General features: G+C 72.3%; 15 protein-coding genes. 8 read left to right on the top strand and 7 right to left on the bottom strand.

The genetic code is table 11. From position 1 onward, the window contains the following. Window positions 1–98: 98 nt before the first annotated feature. The 4 genes from ACIQNG_RS04570 to ACIQNG_RS04555 form a co-directional block, all read right to left on the bottom strand. Window positions 99–1,235 carry a sensor histidine kinase gene (locus tag ACIQNG_RS04570; protein WP_401482585.1) on the bottom strand — a complete coding sequence of 379 codons (1,137 nt, stop codon included), beginning with the start codon at window positions 1,233–1,235 and terminating at the stop codon, window positions 99–101. After that, the gene (locus tag ACIQNG_RS04565; RefSeq protein WP_401439544.1) at window positions 1,228–1,923 is read right to left on the bottom strand and encodes a response regulator transcription factor; all 696 of its coding nucleotides are present in this window, start codon (window positions 1,921–1,923) and stop codon (window positions 1,228–1,230) included. Before ACIQNG_RS04565 ends, ACIQNG_RS04570 begins: the two co-directional genes overlap by 8 nt. Before the next feature lie 107 nt (window positions 1,924–2,030). Beyond that, window positions 2,031–2,369, bottom strand: coding sequence for a fic family toxin-antitoxin system, toxin component (locus ACIQNG_RS04560; RefSeq protein ID WP_401439573.1), 339 nt, complete (start codon window positions 2,367–2,369; stop codon window positions 2,031–2,033). Window positions 2,370–2,409: 40 nt separating this feature from the next. Then, window positions 2,410–2,655: a toxin-antitoxin system HicB family antitoxin gene (locus ACIQNG_RS04555; RefSeq protein ID WP_401439542.1), complete on the bottom strand. Its 246-nt coding sequence runs from the start codon at window positions 2,653–2,655 to the stop codon at window positions 2,410–2,412. Between the two features lie 150 nt (window positions 2,656–2,805). Between ACIQNG_RS04555 and ACIQNG_RS04550 the strand changes: the two genes are divergently transcribed. The 6 genes from ACIQNG_RS04550 to mug all read left to right on the top strand — a co-directional run bounded on the left by ACIQNG_RS04550 (window position 2,806) and on the right by mug (window position 8,915). Beyond that, window positions 2,806–3,231 (top strand): GNAT family N-acetyltransferase, encoded by a 426-nt coding sequence (locus tag ACIQNG_RS04550; RefSeq protein ID WP_401439540.1) that lies wholly within the window; start codon window positions 2,806–2,808, stop codon window positions 3,229–3,231. Between the two features lie 280 nt (window positions 3,232–3,511). After that, entirely contained in the window at window positions 3,512–4,852 is a 1,341-nt protein-coding gene (locus ACIQNG_RS04545; protein ID WP_401439538.1) for a hemolysin family protein, read from the top strand. Beyond that, a complete protein-coding gene (locus tag ACIQNG_RS04540; protein ID WP_401482584.1) occupies window positions 4,849–5,862 on the top strand; it encodes a hemolysin family protein in 1,014 nt (337 codons plus the stop codon). Before ACIQNG_RS04545 ends, ACIQNG_RS04540 begins: the two co-directional genes overlap by 4 nt. 130 nt (window positions 5,863–5,992) lie before the next feature. After that, window positions 5,993–6,844, top strand: coding sequence for an SGNH/GDSL hydrolase family protein (locus ACIQNG_RS04535; RefSeq protein WP_401482583.1), 852 nt, complete (start codon window positions 5,993–5,995; stop codon window positions 6,842–6,844). A 59-nt stretch (window positions 6,845–6,903) separates the two neighbouring features. Beyond that, entirely contained in the window at window positions 6,904–8,346 is a 1,443-nt protein-coding gene (gene purB, locus ACIQNG_RS04530; RefSeq protein ID WP_401439531.1) for an adenylosuccinate lyase, read from the top strand. Between the two features lie 80 nt (window positions 8,347–8,426). Next, window positions 8,427–8,915, top strand: coding sequence for a G/U mismatch-specific DNA glycosylase (mug, locus tag ACIQNG_RS04525; RefSeq protein WP_401482582.1), 489 nt, complete (start codon window positions 8,427–8,429; stop codon window positions 8,913–8,915). Between the two features lie 58 nt (window positions 8,916–8,973). Here mug and ACIQNG_RS04520 read toward each other — a convergent pair whose 3' ends face one another. The 3 genes from ACIQNG_RS04520 to ACIQNG_RS04510 all read right to left on the bottom strand — a co-directional run bounded on the left by ACIQNG_RS04520 (window position 8,974) and on the right by ACIQNG_RS04510 (window position 11,124). Beyond that, the gene (locus ACIQNG_RS04520) at window positions 8,974–9,405 is read right to left on the bottom strand and encodes a hypothetical protein (RefSeq protein WP_401439525.1); all 432 of its coding nucleotides are present in this window, start codon (window positions 9,403–9,405) and stop codon (window positions 8,974–8,976) included. A 70-nt stretch (window positions 9,406–9,475) separates the two neighbouring features. Beyond that, on the bottom strand, window positions 9,476–10,201 hold the full coding sequence (locus ACIQNG_RS04515; protein WP_401482581.1) for an ABC transporter permease: 726 nt from the start codon (window positions 10,199–10,201) through the stop codon (window positions 9,476–9,478). 2 nt (window positions 10,202–10,203) lie between these two features. Then, on the bottom strand, window positions 10,204–11,124 hold the full coding sequence (locus ACIQNG_RS04510; RefSeq protein ID WP_401482580.1) for an ABC transporter ATP-binding protein: 921 nt from the start codon (window positions 11,122–11,124) through the stop codon (window positions 10,204–10,206). A gap of 107 nt (window positions 11,125–11,231) precedes the next feature. Here ACIQNG_RS04510 and ACIQNG_RS04505 point away from each other — a divergent pair, with 107 nt between their 5' ends. Both ACIQNG_RS04505 and ACIQNG_RS04500 read left to right on the top strand, forming a co-directional pair. Then, the gene (locus ACIQNG_RS04505) at window positions 11,232–12,386 is read left to right on the top strand and encodes a sensor histidine kinase (protein ID WP_401482579.1); all 1,155 of its coding nucleotides are present in this window, start codon (window positions 11,232–11,234) and stop codon (window positions 12,384–12,386) included. 14 nt (window positions 12,387–12,400) lie between these two features. Further along, on the top strand, window positions 12,401–13,072 hold the full coding sequence (locus tag ACIQNG_RS04500; protein ID WP_401482578.1) for a response regulator: 672 nt from the start codon (window positions 12,401–12,403) through the stop codon (window positions 13,070–13,072). The last annotated feature ends 16 nt before the right edge of the window (window positions 13,073–13,088 follow it).

Genomic DNA, 13,088 nt, shown 5'->3' with positions numbered 1-13,088 from the left:
TGGTCCCGGCGCGCTCCTCCGCTTCGCTCCGGTGCCGCGCGCCCGCGACGTCCTCTCCTGCTTCTTTTCTCGCTTCTTCTCTCGCTTCTTCTCTTACTTCACTCACTGATCGGCTTCCTGTACTGCTCGGCTGGATGCGCTGCCGGGGCGGGCAGCAGGACGGCGATGCGCAGGCCGCCGTCGGCGCGCGGGGTGAGCGTGAGGGAACCGTCGTGCACGTGGACGATCCGCTGGACGATGGCCAGGCCGAGGCCGACCCCGGCGTGGTCGTGCTGGATGCGTTCGGTGCCGCGCTGAAACGGTTCGGTGAGGGTCGAGACCAACCGCGGGGAGAGCAGGTCACCGCTGTTCTCGACGGTGAGCATCGCGTTCCCGGAGCGGACGCCGGTGCGGACCCGTACGAATCCGTGCGCGGGCAGGTTGTGCACGATGGCGTTGTGCACGAGGTTCGTCGTCATCTGGAGCAGCAGCGTCGGCGACCCGGAGGCCGCGGCGAGGTCACCGGAGGTGTCGAGGGCGACCCCGCGTCTCCCGGCGAGTGGGAACAGGGTCTCGGTGGCCTCTTCCATGAGCAGGGACAGGTCGACGGGCTCCCGGGTGAACGTCTGCTTGTCGGCGCGGCTGAGCACGAGCAGTGCCTCGGTGAGGTCGATCGCGCGGGCGTTGACGGCGCGGAGGCGTTCGACGTACGCGTCGGTGTCGCGGTGCGGATCGCTGCGGGCCACGTCGAGCAGGGCCTGCATGGTGGCCAGGGGGGTGCGCAGTTCGTGCGAGGCGTTGGCGGCGAATCTCTGCTGTTCGGCGACGTGTGCTTCGAGCCGTTCCAGCATGGTGTCGAAGGCGTCGGCGAGTTCGCGGAACTCGTCCCCGCGTCCCGGCAGCCGGACCCGGTGGGAGAGCGATCCGCCGGTGGCCTTGCGGGTGGCGTCCGTGATGCTGGTCAGCGGGGCGAGCATGCGGCCGGCGAGGATCCAGCCGCCGACGAGACCGAACACCAGCAGCAGCGCCATCACCGCGGCGGCTCTGGGGGCGAAGGTCTCCAGGAGGACGGACCGGATGGGGAAGACGCCGCCGTCGGGCTTGTCGTCGGGGTTGATGAGCATGGCGCGATCGGGGACGTAGCTCAGCAGGAACACCCACACCGCGCCCATCAGCAGGGCGCCGGCCAGCATGAGGAATCCGGCGTAGCTGAGGGTGAGCTTGACGCGTACGCTCACGCCGGGCTGCCTATCCATGGTCGCGCCCCTCGGGTCCGGTGCCGGGTGCCGGGTCCATGCGGTAGCCGACGCCGGGCACGGTGGCGATGATCCAGGGCTCGCCGAGGCGTTTGCGCAGGGCCGAGACGGTGATGCGTACGGCGTTGGTGAACGGGTCGGCGTTCTCGTCCCAGGCCCGTTCCAGAAGTTCTTCCGCGCTGACGACCCCGCCTTCGGCGGCGACGAGGACTTCGAGTACGGCGAACTGCTTGCGGGTGAGCGCCACGTAGCGGCCGTCGCGGTGGACCTCGCGGCGGAACGGGTCCAGCCGCAGGCCCGCGATCTCCCGCACGGGCGGCCTGCTGTGCGCGCGTCTGCGGTCGAGGGCCCTGAGCCTGAGGACGAGTTCTTGGAGTGCGAACGGTTTCGTGAGGTAGTCGTCGGCACCCAGCTCGAATCCGGTGGCCTTGTCGTCGAGCCGGACGGCGGCGGTCAGCATGAGGATCGGCATACCGCTGCCGGAGGCGACGATGCGTCGGGCGATCTCGTCACCGGACGGTCCGGGGATGTCCCGGTCGAGGACGGCGATGTCGTAGCTGTTGACACTCAGCAGTTCCAGCGCGGTGCCGCCGTCACCCGCGATGTCCGCCGCGATGGCTTCCAGGCGCAGCCCATCGCGAATGGCCTCGGCCATGTAGGGCTCGTCCTCGACGATCAGTACGCGCATGCTCCGAGGCTACGAGCCGGGACCTATCGTCCTCGTATCGAAATCCGCCTACGGGACGGCGGGCGAGGCGCGCTGCCTCGCGCACGGGATCGGCGGCGGGGGTCGGGTCACAGGCTCCATCGGAGCAGTTCGCGCGCGATGTCCTGCACGGACACCTCGCCGTCTTTGACCAGCCGGGCCAGATCGCGCACCTGGACGGGCGAGATGACGACCTTGACGCCGCTGGCGACGAGGTAGGCGTAGGCGACGGAGCAGGCGAACAGGGCGTTGGAGCGCTCCAGGGCGGGGACGTGGAGCAGCAGTTGGAGCAGGGCCGCCGCGCGCGCCTGCGGGGTGTCGTAGACGGGGACGTCGAATATCTCCGCCCGGTGGCGTGCCACGGCGGCGACGAGGGCGCCCCAGTCGGTGACCTGGGGGTCGCCCGGTGTCTTCTGCTCGGCGAGCATGAGGAGCCAGGCGAGGTCGACGGTGAGATCTCTCAAGGGCTCAGCGGCGGTCGTCGTCGGTGCGGTGGCCCTCCCGGTCGGTGCCGAACTCTTCCGCGAACACCGACTCGTACTGCTTCATGAAGTCGGCGGCGGCCTCCACGAAGGTGTGGCCGATCTCCCCGGTGTCCTGCCGGACCAGTTCCTCGATGTAGCGGTTCACACTGATCCCGCGGGCCAGGGCACGCTCCCGGGCGGCCCGCGCGGTGCCCTCGTCCACCCGGACGTTCAGCTGAGTCTTCGCCATGGAACGACGCTAGCGTCGATGCGCTAGCACCCGCAAGGGCCGGACCGGCGTCGGCGGGGCGGGCGGGCGTGCCCGTACATCAAGATGTGACCGTCCGTATACCGGAAACCCGCTTATGCGGGACCTCGCTCGCATGCTGTGATCATCGGCATGAGTGAACTGGGGACACGGCCCGCGACACCCACCGATCTGGACAGCGTGCTGGCCTTCTGGAAGACGGCCGCCGAGGGCACCAGCATCAGTGACGACCGGGAGGGCGTGGAGCGGCTGGTCGCCCGCGACCCGGAGGCGCTGATCCTGGCGGAACTGGACGGTGAGCTGGTCGGGACGGTGATCGCCGGGTTCGACGGCTGGCGGTGCCATCTGTACCGGCTGGCCGTGCATCCCGCGCGGCGGCGGCGCGGCATCGGCTCGGCGCTGCTGGCCGCGGCGGAGGAGCGCTTCGGCGCGCTCGGCGGGCGGCGCGCGGACGCCATGGTGCTGGCCGAGAACGAGACCGCGCACCATGCCTGGCGGTCGGCGGGGTACGCGCCGCAGGATGAATGGCGACGGTGGGTGAAATCACTCATGGCTTGATAGCTTTGCCCGTCCTTTACGCTTGGGGACACACTTCGGTTCCCCCATGACTTCACGAAAGGTGTGAGCGTCCTCCGATGGACGAACCTCCTAGTCGGGCTCCTGGTCGACATAGCGACTCCCGACACCGCGATCCACGACACCGCGTCGCACGACACCGCGTCGCACGACACGTCGATGCACGACACCGCGTTTCACGACAGCACATTTCAGGACAGCACGTTTCAGGACACCGCGCGAACCTCCTCGCCCTGCTCGACCATGGGACGGGGGTGAACCGATGACCGAAGTGCTCCTGCTGTTCGTGGCGATCCTGCTCTCCCTCGCCTGCGGCGCCTTCGTCGCCGCGGAGTTCTCGCTGACCACCGTCGAGCGCGGCGAGCTGGAACGGGCCGTGGAGCGCGGCGAGCGGGGCGCGGGCGGCGCTCTGAAGGCCGTACGGAATCTGACGTTCCAGCTCTCCGGCGCCCAGCTCGGCATCACGGTCACCAACCTGGTCGTGGGCATGCTCTCCGAGCCCTCCATCGCCCGGCTCATCGCCGGTCCGCTCCGCGCGGTCGGCATATCCGGCTCGGCGGCCTCCTCGATCGCCCTGGTGCTCGGTACGGCGCTGTCGACCGTGTTCCTGATGGTCGTCGGCGAGCTGGTGCCGAAGAACTGGGCGATCTCCTCGCCGCTGGCCGTGGCCAAGTACGTGGCCAACCCGCAGCGCTGGTTCACCGCACTGTTCCGGCCTTTCATCACCCATCTCAACAACACCGCGAACCGGATCGTGCGCCGCTTCGGCATCGAGCCCGCCGAGGAGCTGGCCTCCGCGCGCGGACCGCAGGAACTGGCCGCGCTCGCCCGGCACTCCGCCAAGGAGGGCGCGCTGGAGGCCGACACGGCCGAGCTGTTCGTGCGCACCCTGAACCTGGCCGACCTGACCGCCGAGAACGTGATGACCCCGCGCGTCCAGGTCATCGCCCTCGAAGCCCAGGCGACCTGCGAGGACGTGGCGAACGCGACCCGGGCGACCGGTCTGTCCAGGTTCCCGGTCTACCGCGGCAGCCTCGACTCGGTCGTCGGTACGGCGCACATCAAGGACATCCTCGCGGTTCCCTCCGACCAACGGCCCCGCACCCCGGTGGCCGAGCTGATGCGCGAGCCGCTGCTGGTGCCCGAGTCCCTCACCGTCGACCGGCTCCTCGACCGGCTGTCCGGCAAGCGCACGATGGCCGTCGTCATCGACGAGTACGGCGGCACCGCCGGTGTGGCGACGCTGGAGGACATCGTGGAGGAGGTCGTCGGCGAGGTCCGCGACGAGCACGACCCCCAGGAGACCCCCGACCTGGCCCCGGCCGGGATCGACGAGGACGGGCACAACCTGTTCTCGGCCGACGGAGCGGCCCGCATGGACCAGCTCGTACGCGTGGGGCTGCGGCCCCCGGAGGGCCCCTACGAGACGCTGGCGGGGCTGGTCGCCACCCGGCTGGGCCGGATCCCCGAGGACGGCGACACGGTGGAGGTGACCGGCTGGCGGCTCGACGTGGTCGACGCGTCCGGCCGCCGGGCCGCGCGCCTGCTGCTGCGCGCACCGCTCGCCGACGCCCTGGACAGTGACGAGGAGGGGGCGAAGTGATCGCCGTACAACTGCTGATCGGTCTCGCGACCCTGGTCGTCAACGCGTTCTTCGTCGGCGCCGAGTTCGCGCTGATCTCGGTGCGCCGCTCGCAGATCGAGCCGTACGCCGAACAGGGCGACCGGCGGGCCAAGCGGGTGCTGTGGGGGCTTCAGCATGTGTCCGCCCTGATGGCGGCGGCCCAGCTCGGCATCACGCTCTGCACCCTGGTGCTGGGTGTCGTCGCCGAGCCGGCGATCGCGCATCTGCTGGAGCCCGCGTTCCACGCCATGGGGGTGCCCTCCGGCGCCGGACACGCGGTGTCGTTCGTCATCGCGCTGTCGCTGGCCACGTATCTGCACATGCTCCTCGGCGAGATGGTGCCGAAGAACATCGCGCTGGCCGAGCCGGTGCGCAGCGCGCTGGTGCTGGGCCCGCCGCTGGTGGCGCTGGCCCGGGCGCTGCGGCCGGTGATCTTCACGATCAACGCGTTCGCGAACACCCTGCTGCGGCTGCTGCGGGTCGAGACGAAGGACGAGGTCACGGCCACGTTCTCGGACGCCGAGCTGGCACGTCTCGTCCGGGACTCCGGGGAGGCCGGACTGATCGACGACCGGGCGCTGGAGCGGCTGCACGACGCGCTGGAGCTGGGCCGCAGGCCGGTCAACGATGTGGTGATGCCGCTGGAGCGGGTCGTCTACGCGCGCGTGGGCGTCACCCCGGAGGAGCTGGAGCGGCTGTCGGCCGAGTCGGGCTTCTCCCGCTTCCCCGTCGTGGACGAGGGCCGCCGGATCGTGGGCTACCTCCATGTGAAGGACGCGCTGGACGCCTCACCGCGGGACGAGCCGTTCCGGCTGCGCGACATGCGGGCCATCGCCCGCGTACGTGAGTCCACGCCACTGGACGACGTCCTGACCGCCATGCGGGGCAGCCGGACGCATCTGGCCGCCGTACTGGGCGAGGACGGGCGGCTGGGCGGCCTGGTGACCATGGAGGACGTGCTCCAGGAGCTGTTCGGGCAGCACGTCTAGCGCGCGGGAGACCGCCCTTCGCCTCGGCGGGGGGCGGTTTTCCGTGCCCGGGTCCGGACACGGTCTTCCGTGCCCGGACCCGGACCGACCGACCGCCGGGTATGTCGCTCGGGTTAGCATCGCTGACGCCATGCAGACGAACGCCTCCTCCCCGCCCCCGCCCCCGCCCCCGCCGTACTCCAGCCTGGTCGCGGTCGGTGACTCCTTCACCGAGGGCATGTCGGACCTGCTCCCCGACGGCTCCTACCGCGGCTGGGCCGATCTCCTCGCGGCGCGGATGGCCGCACGGACCCCCGGATTCCGGTACGCCAACCTCGCCGTGCGCGGCAAGCTGATCGGGCAGATCGTCGACGAGCAGGTCGGGGTCGCCGCCGCGATGGGCGCCGATGTGATCACGCTGGTCGGCGGCCTCAACGACACCCTGCGCCCCCAGTGCGACATGGGCCGGGTCCGCGCGCTGCTGACCGAGGCCGTGGAGACCCTGGCGCCGTCCTGCGGGCAGCTGGTGCTGATGCGCAGCCCGGGGCGGCAGGGGCCGGTCCTGGAGCGGTTCCGGCCGCGGATGGAGGAGCTGTTCTCCTGCGTGGACGACCTGGCCGCGCGGCACGGGGCGCTGGTGGTCGACCTGTACGGGGCGCCGTCGCTGAGCGATCCCCGGGTCTGGGACGTGGACCGGCTGCATCTGACGGCCGAGGGGCACCGCCGGGTCGCCGAGGCGGTCTGGCAGAGCCTGGGGCAGCCGCCCGAGGACCCGGACTGGCGGCTTCCGATGCCGCCCTCCGCGCCGCCCGGCTGGGCCGCCCGCAGGGTCGCCGACGCGCGCTTCGCCCGGCAGCACCTCCTGCCGTGGATCGGCCGGCGGATCACGGGGCGCTCGTCGGGGGACGGCCGGTCGGCGAAGCGGCCCGACCTGCTGCCCTACGAAGAGCGGCCCGACCTGCTGCCCTACGAGGAGCGGCCCGGACGCCGTACCCCCTCGTAGCTTCCGACGAATCGACCCGTGGCGCCGGCCTGCACGAACCGCCAGTAGAATCCGTCTACGTGACTTCCGCTCCCGCCAAGCCCCGTATCCCGAACGTCCTCGCCGGACGCTACGCCTCCGCCGAGCTGGCCACGCTCTGGTCGCCCGAGCAGAAGGTGAGGCTGGAGCGCCGGCTCTGGCTCGCCGTGCTGCGGGCGCAGAAGGACCTCGGGATCGAGGTGCCGGACGCGGCGATCGCCGACTACGAGCGGGTGCTCGACACCGTGGACCTGGCCTCGATCGCCGAGCGCGAGAAGGTCACCCGGCACGATGTGAAGGCGCGGATCGAGGAGTTCAACGACCTCGCCGGGCACGAGCAGGTCCACAAGGGCATGACCTCCCGCGACCTCACCGAGAACGTCGAGCAGCTCCAGATCCGGCTCTCCCTGGAGCTGGTCCGCGACCGTACGGTGGCGGTCCTCGCCCGGCTCGGCAAGCTGTCCGGCGAGTACGGCGAGCTGGTCATGGCCGGCCGCAGCCACAATGTCGCCGCGCAGGCCACGACGCTGGGCAAGCGGTTCGCGACCGCCGCCGACGAACTGCTGGTGGCGTACGGCCGGGTCGAGGAGCTGCTCGGCCGCTATCCGCTGCGCGGCATCAAGGGGCCCGTCGGCACCGCCCAGGACATGCTCGACCTGCTCGGCGGCGACGCGGGCAAGCTCGCTGAGCTGGAGCGGCGGATCGCCGGGCACCTCGGCTTCTCGTCCGCCTTCACCTCCGTCGGCCAGGTCTATCCGCGCTCGCTGGACTACGAGGTGGTCACCGCGCTGGTGCAGCTCGCGGCGGCGCCGTCCTCGCTGGCCAAGACGGTCCGGCTGATGGCCGGGCACGAGCTGGTGACCGAGGGTTTCCAGCCCGGTCAGGTCGGCTCCTCCGCGATGCCGCACAAGATGAACACCCGCTCCTGCGAGCGCGTCAACGGCCTGATGGTGATCCTGCGCGGCTACGCCTCGATGACCGGCGAGCTGGCGGGCGACCAGTGGAACGAGGGCGATGTGTCCTGCTCGGTGGTGCGCCGGGTCGCGCTGCCGGACGCGTTCTTCGCGCTGGACGGACTGCTGGAGACGTTCCTGACGGTGCTGGACGAGTTCGGGGCGTTCCCGGCCGTCGTGGCGCGCGAGCTGGACCGCTATCTGCCGTTCCTCGCCACGACGAAGGTGCTGATGGCGTCGGTGCGCGCCGGTGTGGGCCGGGAGGAGGCGCACGAGGCGATCAAGGAGAACGCCGTCGCGAGCGCCCTCGCCATGCGGGAGCAGGGGGCCGAGCGCAATGAACTCCTGGACAAGCTCGCCGCCGACACCCGCATCCCCCTCGACCGCGCTCAGCTGGACGCGCTCATGGCCGACAAGCTCTCCTTCACCGGCGCCGCGGCCGACCAGGTCGGCTCCGTCGTGGCCCGGATCGAGGAGATCGTGAAGCAGCGCCCGGAGGCCGCGGGCTACACCCCCGGGGCGATCCTCTGACCCGGCCGACCAGGCCGACCCGGCCGACCCGGCTCACCCGCGCGGAACTGGAGGCCGCCCGCGACCGCCTCGTCCCGGACGTGGTCGCGGACGGCCTCGACGTGCTGTTCTGCGGTATCAACCCGGGCCTGATGACGGCGGCGACCGGCCACCACTTCGCCCGCCCCGGCAACCGCTTCTGGCCGGTGCTGCACCGCTCCGGTTTCACCCCGAGGCTCATGGATCCGTCGGAGCAGCGTGAGTTGCTGTCGTACGGGCTCGGCATCACGAACGTCGTGGCGCGCGCGACGGCACGGGCCGACGAGCTGAGCGCCGCCGAGTACCGGGAGGGCGGGCGGCTGCTGGCCGAGAAGGTGACCCGGCTGGCGCCCCGCTGGCTCGCGGTCGTGGGCGTCACCGCCTATCGCGCCGCGTTCGACGACCGCAAGGCGACCGTCGGCCCACAGGAGCGGACCTTCGGCGACACCCGCGTATGGGTCCTGCCCAACCCCTCCGGCCTGAACGCCCACTGGACGACGGAGACCATGGCCGAGGAGTACGGACGACTTCGGACACGGGCGCGGGCGTAGGCCGGCGGGGACGTAGGCAGGTGGGGGCGTAGGCCCGTGGGCGTGAGGGTGGGTTTGGTCATATGGGGTCCACGGATGTCACCGCGATCACCAGGCGGGCCGGGTCCGTCTCGCGGGATCGGGTCACGCCCAGGGCTATCCAGCGGCCGGACGCGGGGATGCGCCAGAGGTCCACGTCGTCCACCAGGACACTGACGCTCGCCCAGGGCTCGGGGACGGGTTCGTCGCGGGCGGCGCGGATCCTGAGGGTGCCCATGCCCCAGCGGGGCTCGGGTGGCCAGCGCCGGTCGAGGCGGTCGGCCAGGGCGTCCCGCAGGGCCTCCACGTCCTCCTCGGTGAGCGGTTCGTCGCGGGGGCGGCCCGTGCTGTCGGCCCACTCGGCCAGGAAGTAGCCCGGCGCCTGCCGGCCCACGTCGGACCAGCCGTGCTCCGCCGGGAAGGGGCGGACGCACAGCCGGTCGACGGTCGCCAGGCACCGTGCGAGGTCCATGGGTCCAGTAAAGCCGCCGCCACTGACAATTGGCGGGGCGTCAGGAGCCCAGCGCAGCCCCAGGGCTCCGTCAGGCGTCCCGGCGCCGTACGCTCCACGCGCCCGCCGCCAACGCCGCCGCCGCCCACAGGGCCGTCACGGTGAGACCGGCCCAGGGGCCGAGGGAGCTGTCCGAGGCGGAGCGGAGGGCGATCTGGCCGGCCCGGTCGGGCAGGTAGTCGGTGGCGCCGCCCGCGGCGTCCCCGATGACGAAGCCGACGACCAGGATGAACGGGATGAGGATGCTCAGCGTGGCGATCCCGCTGCGCAGTAGCGCCGCCAGGCCGAGGGCGAGCAGGGCCATCAGCGTCAGATAGATCCCGCAGGCGACGACGGCCCGCACCTGCGCCGGCCCGCTGATCCCGTCCGCCGCCTCACCGAGGGCGGCGCGGCCCAGGAGCAGCGACACCACCCCCGTGAGCAGCCCCACCGCGAGGGCCGGGAAGGCGACGGCGACGGCCTTGGCCGCGAACCAGCGCCCCCGCTGCGGCACGGCGGTGAGCGCCTGGCGCAGTCCGCCGCCCTGGAACTCCGACGAGACGGCCAGGGCGCCGAAGGCGATGGCGGCGATCTGGGCGGGCCCGATACCGAGGAACACGGTGAGCAGCGGGTCGAAGTCCGGGCTCTGGGTGTCCGAGGTCCCGGCGAGCGCGGCGAACCCCGCGGCCACCGCCAGCAGGGCGGCGAGGGAGCCGTACAGCGAACGCAGGGTGCGGATCTTCAGCCACTCGGAGTGGAGGACGGGTGCGAACGGCATGGTCAGCTCTCCTGCGTCGGGGCGGCGTACTCGGTCTCGGTGGCGGTGAGGTCCAGGTACGCCTGTTCCAGGGTGCCTTCCTCGGCGGCGAGTTCCAGGACGGGGACGCCGTGCTGCCAGGTGAGGCGGCCGATGTCGTCCACGCGCGCGTGACGCACCCTCCAGACGCCGTCGGCGGACCGTTCCGCCTCGTGGCCCGCCTTGGCGAGGCTCTCCTCCAGGGCCTGGTCGTCGCTGGTGCGCACCCGGACGCCGGGCTGGACGCGCGCGTCGATGAACTCGCGCATCGGCAGGTCGGCGAGGAGCCGGCCACGACCGAGGACCACCAGGTGGTCGGCGTAGGAGGCGGTCTCGTTCATGAGGTGGCTGGAGACCAGGACGGTGCGGCCCTCGCCGGCCAGTCGCCGCAGCAGCCCGCGGATCCAGATGATGCCCTCGGGGTCGAGTCCGTTGGACGGCTCGTCCAGCATGATCACGGGCGGGTCGCCGAGGAGCGCGCCGGCGACGCCGAGGCGTTGGCGCATGCCGAGGGAGTACGTCCTCACCCGGCGGCGCGCGGCGGGGGCGAGGCCGGTCTCCTCCAGGACCTGGTCCACCCGGGCCGCCGGGAGGCGGTTGGCGGCGGCGAGGATCCGCAGGTGGTCGCGGCCGGTGCGGGAGCCGTGCGGGGCCTGTGCGTCGAGCAGCGCGCCGACCCGGCGCAGCGGCTCGTGGAGGTCGGCGTAGGGCGTGCCGCCGAGGGTGGCCGTGCCGGAGGTCGGCCGGTCCAGGCCGAGGACGAGGCGCAGGGTGGTGGACTTGCCGGCGCCGTTGGGGCCGAGGAAGCCGGTGACCCGGCCGGGTTCCACGGTGAAGGTGAGCCCGTCCACGGCCCGGCTGTCGCCGAACTCCTTGGTGAGGTCGCGCACGTCGATCGTCGTCATGGCAGCAGCGTGGCCCGGCGGGCGGGTCCGGGGCCTCCCCCGCCGGTGGCAACGCCCTCCCCCGCGCGGGGGAGGGCGTGGTCGGTGGCGGCTGTCACGATGGGCGGATGGTCCGCCTGCTGCGCCCGTTCGTCCGTGGGACGACGTACACCCGCCTGTTGCATCTGTTCGTGCCGGTCCTGCTGCTGGGTGTGTGGCTCTACGTCTTTCCGAACCGGTACTGGCCGATCACCGTGCTGCTGATCCCGGTGGGGCTGATCCCGGCGGTGCGGCGGGGCGAGGGGCTCCAGGCGCGGTTCATGCTGGTGCCCGACGAGCCGGAGGCGGGGATCTCCGTCGCTCCGTCGGCGACCTGGCGGGACCGGCTGCGGACGGTGGTGTGGCTCCAGGCGCGCTTTCTGCTGGGCGGGGCGACCGTGTTCGCGGCGGTGTGGCTGCCGGTCTCGGCCGTCGATCTGGCGGGGCTGGCGCTGGGGGGCGCGGTGAGCGACAACCCGCTGCTGACCTGGGCCCGGCCGCACTGGGCGTACGCCTTCCTGGTGCCGGTGCCGCTGCTGGTGTTCGCGGGCGCGGTGCTCGTGCTGGGGGCGGCGGTGGCCGGGCTCGCGCGCCGGCTGCTGGGGCCCTCGCCCGCCGAGCGGCTGGCGGTCCTGGAGGAGCGTACGGAGCACCTGATGGAGCGCACGAGGATCGCGCGCGAGTTGCACGACTCGATCGGCCACGCCCTGACGGTGGCGGTGGTGCAGGCCGCCGCGGCGCGGACGGCGGGCGATCCGGCGTTCACGGACCGGGCGCTCACGGCGATCGAGGAGACCGGGCGGACGGCGCTGGAGGATCTGGAGCGGGTGCTGGGGGTGCTGCGCGAGTCGGGGCGGCCGGTGAGCGGCCGGCCGACGCTGGTGGACGCGGACCGGCTCCTGGAGTCGGCGCGGGCCTCCGGGGCGACGGTGGACGCGGAGGTGAGCGGGCCGCTGGAGACCGTTCCGGGGCCGGCCTCACGTGAGGGCTACCGGATCCTCCAGGAGGCGCTGACCAATGTGCTGCGGCACGCGGGGGCCGTTCCGGTGCGGGTGCGGATCGTGGTGGCGGGGGGCGCGCTCGATCTGGAGGTGCGCAATCCGCTGCCGCCGGGCGGGAGGTCGGCGGGCCGGGGCAGCGGGCTGCGCGGGATGAGCGAGCGGGCCGCGCTGCTCGGCGGGCGGGCGCGGGTCGGGCCGGACGAGGGGGACTGGCGGATCCGGGTGGTGCTGCCGCTCGGCTGATCTACGCTGACCGGGTGTCGCTCACTGTTCTGCTCGTCGATGATGAACCCCTGGTCCGCGCGGGCCTGCGGGCCGTGCTGGAGGCGCAGCCGGACATCGAGGTGGTGGGTGAGGCGGCCGACGGGGCCGCGGTGATCCCGCTGGTGCGGCGGTTGCGGCCGGATGTGGTCGCGATGGACGTGCGGATGCCGCTGATGGACGGGATCGAGGCGACGCGGGCGGTGCTGCGGACGGTGGCGGACCCGCCGAAGATTGTCGTCGTGACCACGTTCGAGAACGACGAGTATGTGTACGAGGCGCTGCGGGCGGGCGCGGACGGGTTCCTGCTGAAGCGGGCCCGGCCGGCGGAGATCGTGCACGCGGTACGGCTGGTCGCCGCGGGCGAGTCGCTGCTTTTCCCGGCGTCGGTACGGCAGTTGGCCGCCGCGTACGGGGAGGACGGGGAGGACGGGGGGAATCGGGCCGCTCGGGCGGTGTTGGACCGGGCGCAGCTCACGGATCGGGAGGCGGAGGTGTTGCGGCTGATGACGCGCGGGATGTCGAACGCGGAGATCGCCGGTCAGCTCGTCGTCGGAACCGAGACCGTGAAGTCGCACGTCAGCGCGGTGCTGGCGAAGCTGGGGGCGCGCGATCGGACGCAAGCGGTGATCACGGCGTACGAGTCGGGCTTCGTTTCACCGGGTTGATCGGTGGCGTTGTAGC

Origin of the sequence: Streptomyces sp. NPDC091377 (genome assembly GCF_044757045.1) — a bacterium.
Taxonomy (GTDB): domain Bacteria; phylum Actinomycetota; class Actinomycetes; order Streptomycetales; family Streptomycetaceae; genus Streptomyces.
This window is presented reverse-complemented; position numbering and strand designations above follow the sequence as displayed.

What these genes read in the sequence shown, in the direction of transcription:
- ACIQNG_RS04570 (WP_401482585.1), bottom strand. Translation starts at nt 1,235, where the DNA reads ATGGATAGGCAGCCCGGCGTGAGCGTACGCGTCAAGCTCACCCTCAGC.
- ACIQNG_RS04565 (WP_401439544.1), bottom strand. Translation starts at nt 1,923, where the DNA reads ATGCGCGTACTGATCGTCGAGGACGAGCCCTACATGGCCGAGGCCATT.
- ACIQNG_RS04560 (WP_401439573.1), bottom strand. Translation starts at nt 2,369, where the DNA reads ATGCTCGCCGAGCAGAAGACACCGGGCGACCCCCAGGTCACCGACTGG.
- ACIQNG_RS04555 (WP_401439542.1), bottom strand. Translation starts at nt 2,655, where the DNA reads ATGGCGAAGACTCAGCTGAACGTCCGGGTGGACGAGGGCACCGCGCGG.
- ACIQNG_RS04550 (WP_401439540.1), top strand. Translation starts at nt 2,806, where the DNA reads ATGAGTGAACTGGGGACACGGCCCGCGACACCCACCGATCTGGACAGC.
- ACIQNG_RS04545 (WP_401439538.1), top strand. Translation starts at nt 3,512, where the DNA reads ATGACCGAAGTGCTCCTGCTGTTCGTGGCGATCCTGCTCTCCCTCGCC.
- ACIQNG_RS04535 (WP_401482583.1), top strand. Translation starts at nt 5,993, where the DNA reads ATGCAGACGAACGCCTCCTCCCCGCCCCCGCCCCCGCCCCCGCCGTAC.
- ACIQNG_RS04520 (WP_401439525.1), bottom strand. Translation starts at nt 9,405, where the DNA reads ATGGACCTCGCACGGTGCCTGGCGACCGTCGACCGGCTGTGCGTCCGC.
- ACIQNG_RS04515 (WP_401482581.1), bottom strand. Translation starts at nt 10,201, where the DNA reads ATGCCGTTCGCACCCGTCCTCCACTCCGAGTGGCTGAAGATCCGCACC.
- ACIQNG_RS04510 (WP_401482580.1), bottom strand. Translation starts at nt 11,124, where the DNA reads ATGACGACGATCGACGTGCGCGACCTCACCAAGGAGTTCGGCGACAGC.
- ACIQNG_RS04505 (WP_401482579.1), top strand. Translation starts at nt 11,232, where the DNA reads ATGGTCCGCCTGCTGCGCCCGTTCGTCCGTGGGACGACGTACACCCGC.